General features: G+C 68.3%; 13 protein-coding genes. 6 read left to right on the top strand and 7 right to left on the bottom strand.

The window, feature by feature from the left end; all coding sequences use genetic code 11:
- Positions 1-4: 4 nt before the first annotated feature.
- Positions 5-2,653 (bottom strand): excinuclease ABC subunit UvrA, encoded by a 2,649-nt coding sequence (locus QFZ83_RS13055; protein ID WP_307506962.1) that lies wholly within the window; start codon positions 2,651-2,653, stop codon positions 5-7.
- Positions 2,654-2,789: 136 nt separating this feature from the next.
- Here QFZ83_RS13055 and QFZ83_RS13050 point away from each other — a divergent pair, with 136 nt between their 5' ends.
- Entirely contained in the window at positions 2,790-3,974 is a 1,185-nt protein-coding gene (locus tag QFZ83_RS13050; RefSeq protein WP_307506960.1) for an amylo-alpha-1,6-glucosidase, read from the top strand.
- Positions 3,975-3,977: 3 nt separating this feature from the next.
- Here QFZ83_RS13050 and QFZ83_RS13045 read toward each other — a convergent pair whose 3' ends face one another.
- Entirely contained in the window at positions 3,978-5,339 is a 1,362-nt protein-coding gene (locus tag QFZ83_RS13045) for a homoserine dehydrogenase (RefSeq protein WP_307506958.1), read from the bottom strand.
- 309 nt (positions 5,340-5,648) lie between these two features.
- Here QFZ83_RS13045 and QFZ83_RS13040 point away from each other — a divergent pair, with 309 nt between their 5' ends.
- The 5 genes from QFZ83_RS13040 (at position 5,649) to QFZ83_RS13020 (ending at position 12,203) form a co-directional block, all read left to right on the top strand.
- Complete coding sequence (locus QFZ83_RS13040) at positions 5,649-8,348, top strand: bifunctional acetate--CoA ligase family protein/GNAT family N-acetyltransferase (protein WP_307506956.1); 2,700 nt, start codon at positions 5,649-5,651, stop codon at positions 8,346-8,348.
- Between the two features lie 134 nt (positions 8,349-8,482).
- Entirely contained in the window at positions 8,483-9,523 is a 1,041-nt protein-coding gene (locus QFZ83_RS13035; RefSeq protein ID WP_307506954.1) for a DUF4105 domain-containing protein, read from the top strand.
- Positions 9,520-11,523 (top strand): triacylglycerol lipase, encoded by a 2,004-nt coding sequence (locus QFZ83_RS13030; protein ID WP_307506951.1) that lies wholly within the window; start codon positions 9,520-9,522, stop codon positions 11,521-11,523. Before QFZ83_RS13035 ends, QFZ83_RS13030 begins: the two co-directional genes overlap by 4 nt.
- A 19-nt stretch (positions 11,524-11,542) precedes the next feature.
- Entirely contained in the window at positions 11,543-11,932 is a 390-nt protein-coding gene (locus QFZ83_RS13025) for a hypothetical protein (RefSeq protein ID WP_307506948.1), read from the top strand.
- Between the two features lie 25 nt (positions 11,933-11,957).
- Positions 11,958-12,203, top strand: a complete 246-nt coding sequence (locus tag QFZ83_RS13020; RefSeq protein ID WP_013541399.1) for a hypothetical protein — start codon at positions 11,958-11,960, stop codon at positions 12,201-12,203.
- On the opposite strand, the gene QFZ83_RS13015 is transcribed toward QFZ83_RS13020, so the two are convergent.
- The 5 genes from QFZ83_RS13015 to QFZ83_RS12995 form a co-directional block, all read right to left on the bottom strand.
- Complete coding sequence (locus QFZ83_RS13015; protein WP_307506945.1) at positions 12,187-13,377, bottom strand: YeeE/YedE family protein; 1,191 nt, start codon at positions 13,375-13,377, stop codon at positions 12,187-12,189. The genes QFZ83_RS13020 and QFZ83_RS13015 overlap by 17 nt on opposite strands.
- Positions 13,378-13,517: 140 nt before the next feature.
- Complete coding sequence (locus QFZ83_RS13010; protein ID WP_307506942.1) at positions 13,518-14,468, bottom strand: sulfurtransferase; 951 nt, start codon at positions 14,466-14,468, stop codon at positions 13,518-13,520.
- A gap of 136 nt (positions 14,469-14,604) precedes the next feature.
- Positions 14,605-15,648 (bottom strand): LLM class flavin-dependent oxidoreductase, encoded by a 1,044-nt coding sequence (locus tag QFZ83_RS13005; protein WP_307506939.1) that lies wholly within the window; start codon positions 15,646-15,648, stop codon positions 14,605-14,607.
- A gap of 13 nt (positions 15,649-15,661) precedes the next feature.
- The gene (locus QFZ83_RS13000; RefSeq protein ID WP_307506936.1) at positions 15,662-16,588 is read right to left on the bottom strand and encodes an ABC transporter substrate-binding protein; all 927 of its coding nucleotides are present in this window, start codon (positions 16,586-16,588) and stop codon (positions 15,662-15,664) included.
- A 10-nt stretch (positions 16,589-16,598) separates the two neighbouring features.
- Positions 16,599-17,531: an ABC transporter substrate-binding protein gene (locus QFZ83_RS12995; protein WP_307506934.1), complete on the bottom strand. Its 933-nt coding sequence runs from the start codon at positions 17,529-17,531 to the stop codon at positions 16,599-16,601.
- Position 17,532 lies beyond the last annotated feature (1 nt).

The following is a 17,532-nucleotide window of genomic DNA, read 5'->3' as shown; positions in this document are numbered from 1 at the left end:
CGGATCAACGCTCGGCTTCCCCGCCAGGTGCCGTCCAGCGCGCGAGGTAAGGCGCGGTCCGGCTCCCCGCGGCCTTCGCCACCGCCTGCGGCGTACCGCTCGCCACCACCTGCCCGCCCTCCTCGCCCGCGCCCGGACCCATGTCGATCACCCAGTCGCAGGCGGAGACCAGCCGCATCTCGTGCTCGACGACGATGACGGTGTTGCCGGCCTCGACCAGGCCGCCCAACTGTGCCATCAGCTTGTCCACGTCGGATGGATGCAGGCCCGTGGTCGGCTCGTCCAGCACGTAGAGCGCATCGCCGCGCTGCGCGCGCTGCAGCTCGGTGGCGAGCTTGATGCGCTGCGCCTCCCCGCCCGACAGCTCGGTCGCGGGCTGCCCGAGGCGCAGGTAGCCCAGCCCGATGGCTTTCAGCAGCCGCAGCGGCCGTTCGATGGCGCCGTCGTCTTCGAAGAAGGCATGCGCCTCCTCCACCGTCATGGCCAGCACGTCGGCGATGGTGCGCTCGCGCAGCGTCACCTTCAGCGTCTGTTCGTTGAAGCGCGAGCCGTGGCAGGTGGGACACGGCGCGTACACGCTGGGCATGAAGAGCAGCTCGACGCTCACGAAGCCCTCGCCCTCGCAGGTCGGGCAGCGGCCCTTGGCCACGTTGAAAGAGAACCGGCCGGCATCGAAGCGGCGCGCGCGGGCCGCCTTGGTGTCGGCGAAGCGCTTGCGCACATGGTCGAACAGGCCCGTGTAGGTCGCCAGGTTGGAACGCGGGGTGCGGCCGATGGGCTTCTGGTCCACGCGCACCAGCCGGCGGATGCGCTCCATGCCGCCGGCGATGCGGCCGCCGGTGCGGCCCGCGAGGCGGGGCTCCTCATCGGGTCCGTCGTCGGATTCGCCATCGGCCGGCGGCGCCTCGTGGCCCAGGTGCGCGGCCACCAGTTCGACCAGCGCCTGGCTCACCAGACTGGACTTGCCAGAGCCCGAGACGCCGGTCACCGCCGTCATCACCCCGAGCGGAAACGCCACCGACAGGCCCTGCAGGTTGTTGCGCGTGACGTCTTCCAGCGCAAGCCATGCAGCCGGCGCGCGCACGGTCCGCGAAGTCGCCGTGTGCGGTGCGAACAGGTAGCGCGCCGTGTGCGATGCCTTCACATGCCGCAGCCCCTCGGGCGGGCCGCTGTAGAGGACAACGCCGCCCTTCTCGCCCGCATCGGGCCCCACGTCCACCAGCCAGTCGGCGCGCCGCATCAGGTCGAGGTCGTGCTCCACCACGAAGAGCGAATTGCCCGAGCGCTTGAGTGTGTCGAGCGCCACAACCAGCGCCTCGCCGTCCGCGGGATGCAGCCCGGCCGAGGGTTCGTCCAGCACGTAGACCACGCCGAAGAGGTTCGAGCGAATCTGCGTCGCCAGGCGCAGGCGCTGCAGTTCGCCGGGAGACAGCGTCGGCGTGCTGCGGTCCAGCGAGAGGTAGCCCAGGCCCAGGTCGTTCAGCACCGTGACGCGCTCCAGCAGGTCGTGAGCGATGCGTTGCGCGGCAATGCGCTTTTCCGCCGATTGATTGGGCGTGCGGCGCACGTCGGGCGCCGCTGCGTGCGCGCCGCCTTTTTCGCGCAAGGCGCTGCGGCTCGCTCCACGGACGGACGATGCTGGTGCCTCGCCCGCCGCCACCGGCCGCAGCACCTCGGCGAACTGCGCGAGCGGCATGCGCGCGATCTCGCCGATGTCGTGCCCCGCGAAACGCACCGACAAGGCCTCGGGCTTGAGCCGCTTGCCCTTGCAGGCCGGGCAGTCGCCGCCCACCATGAAGCGCGCGACGCGGTTCTTCATGAGCGGGCTCTGCGTGGTCGCGAAGGTGTGCAGCACGTACTTGCGCGCGCCCATGAAGGTGCCCTGGTAGCTCGGCTCCATCTTGCTGCGCAGCGCTCCGCGGGTCTCGGCGGGTGTGAAGCCGGCGTACACGGGCACCGTCGGCTGCTCCTCGGTGAAGAGGATCCAGTCGCGCGTTTTCTTCGGCAGCTCGCGCCACGGCTTGTCGACGTCGATGCCCATCGTGACGAGGATATCGCGCAGGTTCTGGCCGTGCCAGGCGGGCGGCCACGAGGCGATAGCGCGCTCGCGGATGCTGAGGGTGTCGTCGGGCACCATCGAGCGCTCGGTCACCTCGAAGACACGGCCCAGGCCATGGCACGTCGGGCATGCACCCTGCGGCGTATTCGGCGAGAAGTCTTCCGCATAGAGCATCGGCTGGCGCGGCGGATAGTCGCCGGCGCGCGAATAGAGCATGCGCAGCAGGCTCGACAGCGTGGTGACGCTGCCCACCGACGAGCGCGTGCTCGGCGTGCCGCGCTGCTGCTGCAGAGCGACGGCGGGCGGCAGCCCGTCGATGGCATCGACCGCGGGCACGCCCACCTGGTCGATGAGCCGGCGCGCATACGGCGCGACCGATTCGAAGTAGCGCCGCTGTGCCTCGGCGTACAGCGTGCCGAAGGCCAGCGACGACTTGCCCGAGCCGGAGATGCCGCTGAACACCACGAGCGCGTCGCGCGGGATGTCGACATCGACGTTGCGAAGGTTGTGTTCGCGTGCGCCTCGGACGCGCACGAAGTGGTCGGTGCCGCGGGCCGACGTGCTTGGGGACGTGCGGGCGGGTTTGCGCGCCATGGTTTCTTCTTTCTGTCTTCTTGTCTTGTGCCTTGCAGGCATCGAGAGCCTGCAGGGTACGACGCGTCCACGCTGTGAGAACCGGACCACCCCGGGCGTCGGACTCCCGCGCGCGGCATCCCCTACGATCGCTGCCATGACGATGCCCGACACCGATTCGCTCGCGCTGATCGACGCCTGCTCGCAGGCCTCGCTCGCGCTCCTCGAAAGCAACCTGACGCCGCACGGCATCCTGGCCGCGAGCCGCACCGAAGCCGCCGTGGCGCGGCGCTACACGCGCATCTTCGGGCGCGATGCCGCGATCTGCGTGATGGCCATGTGCGGCAGCGGCGTGCCCACGCTGGAGCAAGGCGCGGTCGCGAGCCTCGATGCGCTCGCGGCGCAGCAGGCGGCCAACGGACAGATTCCGAAGTACGTCGATCCCGAGGGCCAGGATGCGGACTTCTGGTATCTCGGCTGCATCGACGCCACGCTGTGGTGGCTGATCGCGGTGGACCATGTGCGCCGCCACGGCAAGGTCGGCGCATCCCACTGGGAAGACGGCGTGGCCCGTGCCATCGGCTGGCTGCTGGCGCAGGAGCACCAGCACTTTCGGCTGCTGCAGCAGAACGAGGCGAGCGACTGGGCCGACATCATGCCGCGCTCGGGCTATGTGCTGTACAGCAACGCGCTCTGGTACGACGTCAAGCGCCGCTTCGCGCTCGACCATGCCGAGGAAACGCGGCACCACTTCAACCACATGTTCAATCCGTTCCAGAGCGACCTGCCCGAATACCACCGGGCGCGGCTGCTGCGGCACTATGCGCGGCGCGGGCGGCGCGACCCGGCGCTCTACCTCAGCTTCGTCAACTTCGCGTTCGTCGGAAACGAGGGCGACGTGTTCGGCAACGCACTGGCGATACAGGCCGGCCTCGCCGAACCCGAGATGGCCGGCCGCATCGTCGACACCATCGCGAACTCGCGCGCGGCCGATCCGTACCCGGTGCGCGTCGTGCTGCATCCGCTGTCGCGCCAGCACGAGTTGTGGCGGCCCTACATGGGACGCCACCAGCAGAACGACGCGCACCAGTACCACAACGGCGGCATCTGGCCGTTCGTCGGCGGCTTCTGGGTGATGGCGCTGGCCAACGTGGGCCGGCACGATCTCGCACACGCTGAACTCGCGCGACTCGCGCACGTCAATTCGCTCGGCGACTGGCGCTTCACCGAGTGGTTCCACGGCAAGACGCTGGCGCCGATGGGCATGGCCGGGCAGAGCTGGAACGCGGCGACCTTTTTGCTGGCCCAACGCGCCCTCCAGGGGCGCTCGGACGCCTGGTAACGCTCAGCCCGCGAGCGCTTCCACCCGCAACGTCGTCACAGCGCCATTCACTGCCGGGTGCGCCTGCAGCGCATGCACGGCGAGGTCGATCGCGCTTTGCATCGCCAGTCCCGTCAGCACCAGCACCTGAGGCCCGGCCTGCGGCCGCTCCGCCGCCAGCACCACCTGCTGCACCGGCAGCTGTTGTCCGGCCAGCAAGGTTGCAACCGCTTCGATCTGATTCGCCGCATGCACGGGGACGCGCAGGAAATGGGAAGTCCGCACGGCAGCGCGTGGCAACACCGGCAGTTCGTTCATGGCATGCGCATGAAAGCCCAGGTGCGGCACGCGCTGCACGGCATGCGTGCCATCGAGCCGCGCCACATCGACCAGGTCGGCGATCACGGCCGATGCCGTCTGCTCCGAGCCGGCCCCAGCGCCGTAGTACATCGTCACGCCCGACGCATCGCCCTTGACCATGACCGCGTTCATCGAGCCGTTCACATGCGCCATGAGGTGCGCGGCTGGCACGAGCGCGGGCTGCACGCGCAGTTCGATGCCCTCTTCCCGACGGCGCGCGATGCCCAGCAGCTTGATGCGGTAGCCCAGCTCTTCCGCGCAGGCCACGTCCACGCCCTGCAGCGCGGTGATGCCTTCCACCTGCACATCGGCAAAGCGCACAGGTGAGCCGAAAGCATTGGCGGCGAGCAGCGTGAGCTTGTGCGCGGCGTCGATGCCCTCGATGTCGAAGGCGGGGTCGGCCTCGGCGTAGCCCAGGGCCTGCGCCTCGGCGAGCGCGACGGCGAAGTCCAGGCCCTCGTCGCGCATCTTGCTCAGGATGAAATTGGTGGTGCCGTTGATGATTCCCGCCACCCATTCGATGCGGTTCGCGGTGAGCCCTTCCCGCAGCGCCTTCACGATGGGGATGCTGACCGCCACCGCGCCTTCGTACGCCACCGCCACGCCGTGCTGACGCGCCGCACCGAAGATCTCGGCGCCGTGCTCCGCCAGCAGCGCCTTGTTGGCCGTGACCACGTGCTTGCCATGCGCGATGGCCGCCAGCACCCAGTCGCGCGCCGGGCCGGTGCCGCCGGCCACTTCGACCAGCACATCGACGTCGGGGTGCGTGGCGACGTGCATCGGGTCATCGGTCAGCGGGACGCCGTCGCCCACGATGCTGACGGCCCGCTGCAGGTTGCGCGCGGCCACCATCACCACCTCGATGCCCCGCCCGGCCCGGCCGGCAATCTCCGCCTGGTTGCGGGCCAGCACGCGGAAGGTGCCCGAGCCAACGGTGCCGATGCCGATCATGCCCACGCGCAGCGGGCGCATGGCCACGGGAACACCGTGAAGGGGCTGAAGGGACAGGACTGGATCGCGGTACATGGGACTTCTCCGAACGAAAGAACAAACAAAAAACCCAACTGCCAGAGCTGGGTTTTCATTCCTTCGGGGAGAAGAGCGATTCACCAGGTGGCTGCCGGAACGGCCACCTGCGCGTGCTCAGGTGGCCGCGGTGGTAATGGAGGTAATCATTCGTGCACCCATTGCCTGCGGGAATGCAGGCGGCATCATCCGGCCCATGCGGGCGGCGGTGGATGCGGTATGGAGTTGGAGGCACGACATGGGAGGCGGAGTGTACAGGAGCCGTGCGGCCGATAGCACAGGCCCGGGCTATAGGTGCAAACTTGGCGCATGGACAAGCACTTCCTGACCCCGCTCTTCGCCCCCGCCTCCGCCGTGGCCTTCGTCGGCAACGCCAGTGACCCGGGCGGCCAGACCGCATCGGGCCGCGTGCTGCGCGAAGCCTTCCGTGCCGACCGCTTCGACGGCACGCTGCGCTTTCTCGACGTGCGCACCAAGGGCACGCTCGAGGAACTCTCGCAGACGCATGCCGACCTCGCCCTTATCGCGCTCGCGCCGCAGGACGTGGCGGCCGCCCTCGAGATCGCCGGGCGCATCGGCTGCAAGGCCGCGGTGGTCATCTCCAATGGCATCGCCTCGGAGCAGGCGGCGCAGTGGCGCAAGATCGCGCGCCGCGAAGGCGTGCACCTACTCGGGCCCAACTCTCTTGGGTTCCAGCGCCCGCTGCTGCATCTGAACGCCAGCGTCGCGGGGCCGCTGGCCAAGGCCGGGCCGCTCGCGCTGGTGTCGCAATCGGGCGCGCTCACCGCCTCGATGCTCGACTGGGCGCGGCAGAACGGCGTCGGCTTTTCGAGCGTGGTGTCGCTCGGCCCGCATACGTCGGTCGACATTCCCCAGGTGCTCGACTTCCTCGCGAACGACCAGGCCACGCACAGCATCATCGTGTACCTCGAAGGCATCTCGGACGCGCGCCGCTTCATGAGCGCACTGCGTTCGGCCTCGCATGCCAAGCCAGTGGTGGTGCTCAAGGCCGGCCGCAAGCCCGCGGGCAACGCGGCCGCGCAGACGCACAGCGCATCGATCGTCGGCAGCGACGACGTCTTCGATGCCGCGCTGCGCCGCGCGGGCGCCGTGCGCGTGCGCTCCTTCGTCGAGCTGTTCTCCGCCGCCAAGTGCCTGGCCTCGCGCTACCGGCCCGTGGGCAAGCGGCTCGCCGTGGTCACCAACGGCGGCGGCCCCGGCGTGCTGGCGGCCGACTGGATCAACGAGATCGGACTGGACCTGGGCAAGCTCTCCACGCCCGCGCAGAAGCTGCTGCACCCCACGCTGCCGCCGCTCGCCACGCTCACGGACCTGATCGACCTTTCCGAAGACGCCACGCCTGCCCACTATCGCGCCGCCATCGACACCGCTTCGGCCGACAGCCAGATCGACGGCGTGCTGGCCATCTTTTCCCCAAAGGCCGGCGTCGATGCCGCCGCCACGGCGCGCGCCCTCGCCGACATTCCGCGCCCCATGAACAAGCCGCTGCTCGCCTGCTGGATGGGCGACGCGTCCGTCGGCCCTGCGCGCGGCGTGCTGGCCGAGGCCACCATCCCGAGCTTCCGCACACCCGAGGCGGCGGTGGGCGCTTTCGGCAACATCGCGGCCTTCTATCAAAACCAGCAGTTGCTGCAGCAGACGCCGCCGCCGCTCTCGGCCCTGGCCAAGCCCGACATCGAAGGCGCGCGCCTCATCATCGAAAGCGTGCTGGCCGAGCGGCGCAAGGTGCTGACGGAGATGGAGTCGAAGTCGCTGCTGTCGTGCTTCCACATCCCGATCACCCGCACGCTGCTCGCGCGCAGCGCCAACGAGGCCATGATGATCGCGACGCAACTGGGTTTTCCGGTGGCGCTGAAGATCGATTCGCCCGACATCAGCCACAAGTCCGACGTCGAAGGCGTGGCGCTCAACGTGCTGAACGGCACCAGCGCGCGCGACACCTACGTCGAGATGATGGAGCGCGTCGCCCGGCTCGCGCCCGAGGCGCGCATCAACGGCGTGACGGTGCAGAAGATGGTGAAGGCGCGGCGCGGCCGCGAGATCTACGTCGGCCTCGTGACCGACGAGCCCTTCGGCCCGGTCATCGTCTTCGGCGCGGGCGGCACCATGATCGAGCTCATGAACGACCGCGCGATGGAGCTGCCGCCGCTCAACCAGTTCCTCGCGCACCGCCTGATCGAACGTTCGCGCGTGGCCGAGACGCTGGGCGAATGGCGCGGCGCGAATCCGGTGAACATGGAAGCGCTCGAAGACGTGCTGCTGCGCGTGTCGGAGATGGTGTGCGAGCTGCCCGAGCTGCGCGAGATGGACATCAACCCCATCATCGTGGACGAGCACGGCGCGGTGTCGGTCGATGCGCGCATCGTGGTCGACAGCAGCCCGCAGGCGGTGGCGGGCCATGTGGGCAGCGGCTACCAGCACCTGGCCATCATGCCGTACCCCGCGCGCTACCGGCGCGAGTGGCCGCTGCCCGGCACGGGCGGCGACATCTACACCGTGCGTCCCGTGCATCCGAACGACGCGCAGATGCTGCAGGCGCTGGTGCAGGGCCTTTCGCCCGAGAGCCGCTGGTTCCGTTTCGTCTCGCGCTTCCACGAGCTGCCGCCCTCGATGCTGTCGCGCTTCACGCTCATCGACTACGACCGCGAGATGGCGCTGGTGGCCGTGGTGATGGAGCGCAGCAACGCGCCCGACGGCACGATTCTCGACAGCGAGCGCATCGTGGGCGTGTCGCGCTACGTCACCAACCCCGACCAGACCAGTTGCGAGTTCTCGCTGGTGGTGGCCGACGAGTTCAGCGGCAAGGGCATCGGCTCGCGGCTGCTTGAAAGCATCATCGACGTCGCGCGCGACCGGGGCCTGTCGGAAGTCGACGGCTTGGTGCTCGCCAACAACCCCGACATGCTGAAGCTGGTGCGCCGGTTGGGCTTCACGGTGAAGTCGTTCCCCGAGGACCCCGACTTCAAGCTCGTGACTTACCAGTTGTAGGCTTTGGGTACGGAGCGTTCGAGGGCATTGGGGGCATTGGGGGCGTGCTGCTGATGCGCTGTTGATCAGCGAGGGCTCGGATCGGTCTTGGGCAAGCTCTATGCTTCGGTGCCTCCGCAGCTTCCCCCCTCTTCATGATCCGAACCTTGTTGTGTTTTTCCGGCCGTCTCGCGGCCTCGCTCGCCGTGCTGCTCTCGGCCGCATGGGCCTGTGCAGCCCTGTGGTACCAACTGCCGGCAACGCCCGCCCTCAAGATCGCGGCCGGCGTGCTCTGGGCCGGCTTCGGCCTCGTGGCGATCGCGCTGCTGTGGCGCGGCAAGGCGGCACGCGCCCTGCTCTCCTATGCCGTGGGGTTCGCCATGGTGCTCGCGTGGTGGGGCACCATCCTGCCCTCGCAAAATCGGGTCTGGGCCGACGACGTGGCGCGGCAGCTCGTCGCGCGGGTCGAGGGGAACGTGGTGACCATGGAGAACGTGCGCAACTTCGACTGGCGCAGCGACACCGACTACACACCGCGCTGGGAAATCCGCCGCTACGACCTCGACCGCATTCGCTCGGTCGATGTGTCGCTCTCCTACTGGGCCGGCCCGGCCATCGCCCACACGCTCGTGTCCTTCGGCTTCGACGACGGCCAGTTCGTCACCTTCTCCATCGAGATACGCAAGGAGCGCGGCGAGAGCTTCTCGTCCGTCGGCGGCTTCTTCAAGGAGTTCGAAACCAGCCTCGTCGCGGCCGACGAACACGACATCCTGCGCGTGCGCACCAACGTGCGCGGCGAAGACGTCTACATGTACCGCGTGCGCCTGCCGCAAGCCGAGATGCGCTCGCTGTTCCTCGGCTACCTCGGCGAAGGCGCGGCGCTCGTGCGCGCGCCGAGCTTCTACAACACGCTCACCGCCAACTGCACGACCATCGTCTACGCGCTCGCCAAGCATGTGGTGCCGGGACTGCCGATGGACTGGCGGCTGCTGGCCTCGGGCTACCTGCCCGAGTACCTTCACGACGTCGGCGCGCTGACGCCCGGCCTTGGCATGGAGGAATTGCGCGCGGCCGGACGCATCACCGAACGTGCGCGCGCATTCGATCGCAACCCCGGCACGGAAAGCTTCTCGCGAGCCATCCGGAACGATTTGCCGGGTGTCGAAATGGCGGTCGATGCTGGGGCCAAGCCGTGACGGCTTCGCGCTTCCTGGCACTGCCTACCCTGCTGTGCGCCGCCCTTCTGCTGGGCGGCTGCGCAGGCGTGACGGTAGGCTCTATCTCGCCATCCGAATACCTTGCGCAACGCCGCGGCGACGTACTCATCACCGGAAAGCTCAGCACCTCGGCAGAAGAGGTGCTGCGCGTGATCGGCTCGGACGCCGACCAGTGCACCGCGAACGGACAGGTCTGCCGCCAAGCGCTGGCCGACTCCACCGGCCTCAGCGATGAACAGCGGCTCTCCGCCCTGTCTGAAGTCTGGCTGCAGGTCGCGCTCGCGGCCGGCAAGTCCAGCGGTGCCGCCGCCGGGCCTGCCGCGCCCGACACCATCGAGGCATACCTGGAGTCCGCGCGCCACGCCTACGCCTACCTGTTCTTCACCGCACGCAAGCCGCGCGACCGGGCCTTCGAAGACCGCCAGACGCAGGTGCGCGACTACTACAACTACGCGGTGCAGCAGGCCATCACCGGCCTCTTCAGCCGCTACCGCCAGGGCGGCCGCGTGGGCGACGACGCGCTGCCGCGCGTGCCGCAGGTGGGCGCCTGGCGCATCGACACCGACCTGTCCGCGCTCGAGCTGCGCCCTGAAGACCCGGTGCCGCAGGCGCTGATTCCCGCCGCCTCGCTCACCTTCTCAGGCTTGCGCAACACCTACCGGCGCGACGGCTTCGGCGCCGAGCTGGTGGTGGAGACCAACCAGCCGGCGCCCTCGCCCCGCCCCCTGGACAGCAAGGCCGAAGACGACACGCCGCCCTACAGCGAAATGCCCTTCCCCGGCCTCACCGCGCTCCTGCGCTTCGAAGGTACGGACCTGCGGCAGGTGCTCGCCACGCACACCGCGCGCATCGTGGTGTTCGACCCCTACCGCACCTCGACCACGCGGCTGGCCGAGCAGGACGTTCCGCTCGCCGCGAACTTCACCTCCGGCTACGGACTCTGGCTCGCGCGCTCCGACTTCGCGCGGCAGGCGCTGCGCAGCCTCTTCGGCAGCGCCGACGGGCTCACCAAGCCGCGCATCTACCTGATGCAGCCCTACGACCCGAACCGGCGCACGGTCATCATGCTGCACGGCCTGGCGAGCAGCCCCGAGGCGTGGATCAACGTGGCCAACGAGGTGCTGGGCGACGAAACGCTGCGCCGCAACTACCAGATCTGGCAGGTGTACTACCCGACGAACGCGCCGCTCGCGATCAACAACTTCGCGATCCGGCAGGCCATCACTGAGACGCTCGCGCACTTCGACCCGACGGGCAAGGCCGAGGCCTCGCGCAACATCACGCTGATCGGCCACAGCATGGGCGGCGTGCTCTCGCGCCTTCTGGTGTCTTCGTCGGGCGACAAGCTGTGGGACACGATCCTCGCGAGCTACCCCATGCAGGGTGCGCAGCAGCAGCGCATGGAGCAGCGGCTTGCGCCCTACCTGCGCTTCGAGCCGCTGCCGCAAGTGAGCGACGCGATCTTCATCGCCTCGCCGCATCGCGGCACGCCCTTCGCCAACAACCGCATCGCGCGCTGGGTGGCCAACCTCATCACGCTGCCGGTGGCGATGCTGGGGCAGTTGAACGACATCTCCCGCGAGCTGATGCGCATTGCGCCCGGCAAGCAGGACATCGGGCCGCTGCGCATTCCCAACAGCATCGACAACCTGAGCGACCGCGACGCCTTCGTGCAGATGTCGTCGGACCTGCCGATGAACCCGCGCGTGCGCTTCCACTCGATCATCGGCAACGACACGCCGGGTGTCGTGCAGGCGCTGTCGAGCGACGGCATCGTGCCCTACGAAAGCGCCCACCTGGACGGCGCGGCGTCCGAGCTGGTGCTTCGGTCGGCGCACAGCGTGCAGGAGAACCCGCTGGCCATCCTGGAGATCCGGCGCATCCTCAGGGAACAACTCCTGCTGACACCACGTTGTCAGGACGCCCCTGTCAAGCTTCCCGGTGCGGGCGCGGCCGAAGGGTCGCCCTGCTCTCGATGAAGCACGACAAGGAAACCCAGTGACCCATTCAGCCACCGTTCAAACCTACTCCTCCGCCTGGTCCCAGGCCACCGAACAGGGCATCCGCGAGGCGCTGGCCTTGTGCTGGACGCCCGCCAGCACCTACACCGACCCCATCACGCCGACCGCGACCGGCCCCGAGGAATTGGCCGCGGTCATCCTCGACTTCCGCGCCCGCTACCCCGGCGCCTTCATCGTGCCGGCCAGCCAGCTCGACGTGCACCACACCGTCGGCCGTTTCGCGTGGCTGCTGAAATCGCCGGCACCGCTGGAAGCCGACGGCACGGCCTACGGCCTGGAGATGGACGGCTTCGACTACGTCGAGTTCTCGGAGGACGGCGGCCGGATCCTCAAGATCACCGGTTTCTTCGGCCCACTGCGGGCGTAATACTGGCGTGCGTTAATAGCGCCCCATGGACAACTTGCAAGCACTGCAGTCGCTCGGCATCACCCTGCCGAGCCCGGCCTACATCTTCGGCGCCGTGGTGTTCGGCCTCGCCGGCATCGCGGCCTACCGGTGGGGCAAGCGCTCCGGGCGCCGGCGCAGCAAATGGCTCGGCGTGGCGCTGATGTTCTATCCCTACGCGGTGCCGTGGACCTGGCTGCTCTACGTCGTCGGCATCGCGCTGTGCGCAGGCGTTTTCATCGACCGCGATTGAGCACCCGCAACCCCGCCCACACCGCAAACAGCACGCTCGCACCGAACACCCAGCCCGACAACGCGCCGGCCATCGTGCCGGAGAGCAGGTTCCCGACCGTGCAGCCGAGCCCGGTCATCGCGCCCCACCCCAGCAACACGCCCCCGCCGAGGCCGCGCACGATCTGACCCGGCTTCGGCCATGCGGGCTTGAACTGCCCGCTCGCGAGTGCTGCGGCCAGTGCGCCTGCCACGATGCCGCCTACGAGCAATGCATTGGGCGTCTGCCAAAGGCTCTCGACCACGGCGGTGACGCAACCGCCGAAGCCGTCAAGCCCATCGAGCCGCTGCGGCAACAGGCCCTGCGCATCTCCGAGGTCGCGCGCGGCGCTGCCCAGCGCGGCCGTCACGCCCAGCGGGCGCAGCCGCAGCACCACGGTCACCGCAATCGCACCGACCGCGATGCCGCCCCATCCATACGCCCACCGCCCCTGCAACAAGCCGCGCAGCGCCGCGGCGAAGCTGCGAGGTGCTGAAGCCGGCGCCTTGGCTGCGGGCAACCGTCGCCAGAGCACGGCGCTCAGCACGCCGAGCAACGCCAGTTGCAGCACCGCCGACCCCGCATAGCCCAGGTAATGCGGCAACCACACCACCGGCGCGGTGGCGATGGTGGCGCTGTAGAGCCAGTTCCAACTGTTGAAGCCCAGCAGGAACCCACCTGCAGCCCCCAGCAGTGCGAACGGCGCGGTCGGCGAGCCTTCGCCCAGCCGATACCAGTGCGCGCTGATGCACGAGCCCGAGACCACCATGCCCGCGCCGAAGGCCAAGCCGGCGAGCACCAGCGCCCAACTGACCGGACCGATGTGCGCATCGGGCGGCAGGCGCCCCGCTTGCGGCACCGGCAGCCAGCCCGTCATGACGACGTGCATGCCCACCGTGCCGACCGCGAGCGCGGCCACGATGGCGAGCAGCCCGCGCGCATCGCCGCCTTCGAAATAGTCGCGCGCATGGCAATAGAAGCAGAAGCGCGAACGCTGCAGCACCACGCCGAGCACCGCGCCCAGCCCGAGCGCGAATGCGAGCGCCCGGCCACCGCTGCGTTCGCCGAGCAGGTGCACGCCGGCGGCGACCAGCAGCAGCGTCGCGGTTGCAGCAACGAGGCCGGTGCGGGAAAGTGAAAGCGATGAAGTAGTCATGTCCGTTCCGGCAGATCCATCAAAAATCCATAAAAAAAGCGAGCCCGAGGGCTCGCTCAAAAGTCGTCCGTCAAGTTGCGATGAAGGCAACCCGACTCCGACTCACCTCGAACTCATCCTTCAACCCACCTCCAGATTGCTCACTTGGAAGCCCAGACCGTGCCGCTCGGGTTGTTGACCGGCACGCCAACGGCGTTGCCGTATTCGGTCCACGAGCCGTCGTAGTTGCGCACGTTCTTGTAGCCAAGAATCCTGTTGAGCGCGAACCAGGTGTGGCTCGATCGCTCGCCGATGCGGCAGTAGGTGATGGCCGGCTTGCTGCCATCGATGCCCACGCCCGCGTAAAGCGCCTTCAGCTCGGCGACCGACTTGAAGGTCCCGTCTTCATTCACCGCACGTCCCCACGGCACGTTGGCCGCACCGGGGATGTGGCCCGCGCGCACCGCCAACTCGGCGGCACCGGCGGGCGCGAAGATCTTGCCGCTGTACTCGTCGGCCGAACGGATGTCGACCAGCTTCGTGTCGCTCTTGCCCTCGGCCACGGCCAGCACATCGGCCAGCCGCGCGCGAATCTGCGGGTTCGGCTGCGTCACCTTGAAGCGGGTGGCGGCGTACTCGGGCGCGCGGTTGTCGAGGCCCCGGTTCTCGGCCTCCCACTTCTTGCGGCCGCCATCGAGCAGCTTCACGTTCGAGAGGCCGTACTGGTCGAACACCCAGGCGCCCCATGCCGCGAACCAGTTGTTGTTGTCGCCGTACAGGACGATGGTGGTGTCCTTGTCCACGCCGGCCGTGGACAGCAGTTTCTCGAAATCGGCCTGGCTCACGATGTCGCGCCGCACGCGGTCGTTCAGGTCGTTGTGCCACGAGAAGTTGACGGCGCCGGGAATGTGGCCGCGCTCGTAGAGGCCGGGGTTCACGCTGACCTCGATCACGCGCAGCTTCGGGTTCTTGAGGTTCTTCTCGAGCCACTCGGTGGAGACGAGCGGACCGCTGCCGTCGGCCGATGCCTGCGCGAACGCAACGGGCGAGGTGGCCAGAAAGGTCAGCGTGGCGAAGGACGCGGCTCGCCACCATCTGCTGAGAATCGACATGCGGGACTCCTTGTGAATGATCATGAAAAAGACAGGCTGGACTCTAGGCAAGCGGGCACCGATCACCAACGAAGCGTTTGCGATAAGTCCATAACCAATTCAGCAAATGCACCCAGCAGAAAAAAGGGTAACGGCATCAAGCGACCAGCAGCGCGGGCTCACGCACGGGCTCGGCCGTTGCATGCCATCCCAACTCCGGCGCGATGCGGCGCGCGAGGTCGTCCAGGATCTGCTCGTACTCGTCGCTCGCGAAGTTGTAGGGCAGCTCCACGCGCAGCTCGCTCACCTGCGGCAGCACCGGGTCTTTGCGCAGCCGCTCCAGGATTTCGTCGGACGTGCCCACGAGGTCCGTTGCGAAGAGCGTGCGCCGCTCGCCTTGCGGCGTCAGCGTGCGTTCGATGCGGCTCGCTGCGAACTCGCGGTATCGCCTTCGCGTGGCCGCATCGGCGCCATCGAGCGGCACGATCACGCGGCCCAGCGCCACCCTGCCCGCGCGCGGCCCGGCCTCGCTTGCGCGGTAGCGTTCGATGAGGGCCGACTGCGCCTGCAGAAAGTCATCCGTGTGCTCACCCGAAAGCACGTTGCCCAAGAGCAGGTTGAAGCCGTTGCGCCCTGCCCACTCGGCCGAGCGCAGCGATCCGCCGCCATACCAGAGCCGGTCGATCAGCCCCGGCGCATAGGGCTGCACACGCGGTCGCACACGCCCGCCCGCCGACTCGACGAAGGTGTCCTCGTCGCCGAGCAACACGTCTTCGAGGTTGGCCCTGAGGCGCGCCACGCGCTTGTGCGTGAAGTCGATGGTGTTCGGCGCCGCATCGTAGAAGCGGTTGCCCAGCAACGCACCGTGCGGCGGCACGCCCGCACTCAGACCCACCTGCAGCCGGCCGCGCGAGAGCACATCGACGGTGGCGAGGTCTTCGGCGAGGCGGAACGGGTTTTCGTACCCCATCTGGATCACCGCGGCGCCCAGCTCGATGCGGCGCGTGCGCTGCGTCGCAGCCGCGAGGATCGTCGTGGCCGACGACACGCCGCGCTCCAGATGCCGCTGCCGCACCCAGGCGCTGTCGAAGCCGCGCCGCTCGCCGAACTCGAAGAGCGCCAGCGCCGCTTCGAGGCCGACCAGCGGGTTGGCCTCGGCGTAGTTGCCGGGTGTGAGGAAGCCGATGTGGTGGATCGCCACGGTGTCGCCGCTTTCAGAACTTGGGCAGGCCCGGGGGATTGATCTCGGACTTCGGCAGCGCCTCTTCCGCAAGGCTCCAGCGCGCGAGCGCCTTGCCGTAGGTGCCGCTGCGAATCAGGTTGTTGGCCGCTGTGCTCAGCGCCGTCGCGAGACCACTGCCCTTGCGCGTCGCAACCGCCACATCCGACTTCAGCGGCCAGCCCGCATTCACCGTGCCGACCAGCCGAAGCTGCCCGTTCTTCGCCGCCTCGTAGGCCTGCGGTGCGTTGGGGTTGAAGTTGGCATCGACGCGCTTGGTGGTCACTGCCAGCCAACGCGTCACATCGTCGTCGTAGTACTGGATCGCGATCGGCTTCAGGCCCGCGGCCACGTTCTGGCGGTCCCATTCGAGCAGGATGCGCTCCTGGTTCGTGCCGGCGCCGGTCGTGAGCTTCAGGCCCGCCACATCCTTCGGCTCCTTGATCGACTTGATGGCGCTGTCCGTGCGCACGTAGAAGCCGTGCAGGCCGAGCCGGTAGGTGGAGAAATCGAACTTCTCCTTGCGCTGCTCGGTCACGCCCACGTTGGAGATCACCGCGTCGTACTTGCCCGAGGCGAGGCCCAGCGGCCAGTCGGGCCAGGCGACGGGCTGCAGTTCGAGCTTCAGACCCAGCGATTCGGCAATGAGGTGCGCGAAGTCGGGATCGAAGCCGACGACGGTTTTCGCATCGGTGGCATAGGTGGAGATGGGCGGCGCGAACGGTGCGATAGCGATGGTCAGCACGCCCTCCTTCACGAACTTGAAGCCCGGGGGAATGGCGGCGACCGCTTCGGCGTCCTTGCTCGTGTGCAGGCGACCCTTCTGCTCGGGGCTGAAGTCGAACTTGTCGGCGGCATGTACCGTCGTCAGAGCGATCAGACCGAAGGCGGCCAGTGCGCCGGCTTTGCTTCTGAAAGACATTCCGCTCGCCTCAGTTCTTCGGCAAGCCGGGCGGGTTGGTCCGCGCCACCTCGATCGCCTCGGAGCTCAGGTTCCAGCGTGACAGGGCTTTCGCGTAGTTGCCGTTCTTGATCTGCGCATTCAGCGCCACGGTGATCGCTTCGGCGATGCCCGAGCCCTTGCGCGAAGTGACCGCGATCTCGGCATTCAGCGGCCAACCGCCGGAGACGAGGCCTGCAAGCCGTGTCTTGCCGTCGCGTGCCTCGTAGGCAGCCAGGGCGTTGGGGCCGACATACGCATCAGCGCGGCCCGATTGGAGCGCGAGGCGTTGCACCACATCGTCGTCGTAGTACTGGATCTCCACCGGCTTCAGCCCGGCAGCGATGTTCTGCTTGTTCCAGCGCAAGAGGATCTGCTCCTGGTTCGTGCTGGCCGACACGATGAGCTTGAGCCCGGCGATGTCCTTCGGCTCCTTGATCGCGCCGAGCTTGCTGTCGGACTTCACGTAGATGCCCAACTGGTCGTTGCGGTAGGTGGAGAAATCGAACTTCTCCTTGCGCTCCTCGGTGACGGTCACGTTGGACACCACCACGTCGAACTTGCCCGACTGCAGGCCCAGCGGCCAGTCGGCCCAGACGGTAGAGACCAGCTCGAGCTTGCGGCCCAGGCTGTCGGCCACGAGCTGTGCGATGTCGGGCGCATTGCCCACGGGCGTCTTCGTGTCCGTGGCGTACGCCGCCAGCGGCAGCCGTCCCGTGGTGGTACCGACGACCAGCACGCCCTCCTTCACGAACTTGAAATCCTTGGCGAGCTTGACGGCCTCCTCGACCTTCTGCGAACGCGGACGGCCGGCCTGTTCCGGACTCAAGTCGTCGGCGGCGGCAGCCCGCTGCGCCGAGGCCGCCAGAGGCAACAGCATGGCAGCGCCCAGGAGCGCGGAAAGAATGTTCTTGCGATGGATCATG

Source organism: Variovorax sp. W1I1 (assembly GCF_030815625.1).
Taxonomy (GTDB): domain Bacteria; phylum Pseudomonadota; class Gammaproteobacteria; order Burkholderiales; family Burkholderiaceae_C; genus Variovorax; species Variovorax paradoxus_C.
This window is presented reverse-complemented; position numbering and strand designations above follow the sequence as displayed.

Bases quoted from the DNA above. Each gene is read 5' to 3' on its own strand.
- QFZ83_RS13055 (WP_307506962.1), bottom strand. From the start codon at position 2,653: ATGGCGCGCAAACCCGCCCGCACGTCCCCAAGCACGTCGGCCCGCGGC.
- QFZ83_RS13050 (WP_307506960.1), top strand. From the start codon at position 2,790: ATGACGATGCCCGACACCGATTCGCTCGCGCTGATCGACGCCTGCTCG.
- QFZ83_RS13045 (WP_307506958.1), bottom strand. From the start codon at position 5,339: ATGTACCGCGATCCAGTCCTGTCCCTTCAGCCCCTTCACGGTGTTCCC.
- QFZ83_RS13040 (WP_307506956.1), top strand. From the start codon at position 5,649: ATGGACAAGCACTTCCTGACCCCGCTCTTCGCCCCCGCCTCCGCCGTG.
- QFZ83_RS13035 (WP_307506954.1), top strand. From the start codon at position 8,483: ATGATCCGAACCTTGTTGTGTTTTTCCGGCCGTCTCGCGGCCTCGCTC.
- QFZ83_RS13020 (WP_013541399.1), top strand. From the start codon at position 11,958: ATGGACAACTTGCAAGCACTGCAGTCGCTCGGCATCACCCTGCCGAGC.
- QFZ83_RS13015 (WP_307506945.1), bottom strand. From the start codon at position 13,377: ATGACTACTTCATCGCTTTCACTTTCCCGCACCGGCCTCGTTGCTGCA.
- QFZ83_RS13010 (WP_307506942.1), bottom strand. From the start codon at position 14,468: ATGTCGATTCTCAGCAGATGGTGGCGAGCCGCGTCCTTCGCCACGCTG.
- QFZ83_RS13000 (WP_307506936.1), bottom strand. From the start codon at position 16,588: ATGTCTTTCAGAAGCAAAGCCGGCGCACTGGCCGCCTTCGGTCTGATC.
- QFZ83_RS12995 (WP_307506934.1), bottom strand. From the start codon at position 17,531: ATGATCCATCGCAAGAACATTCTTTCCGCGCTCCTGGGCGCTGCCATG.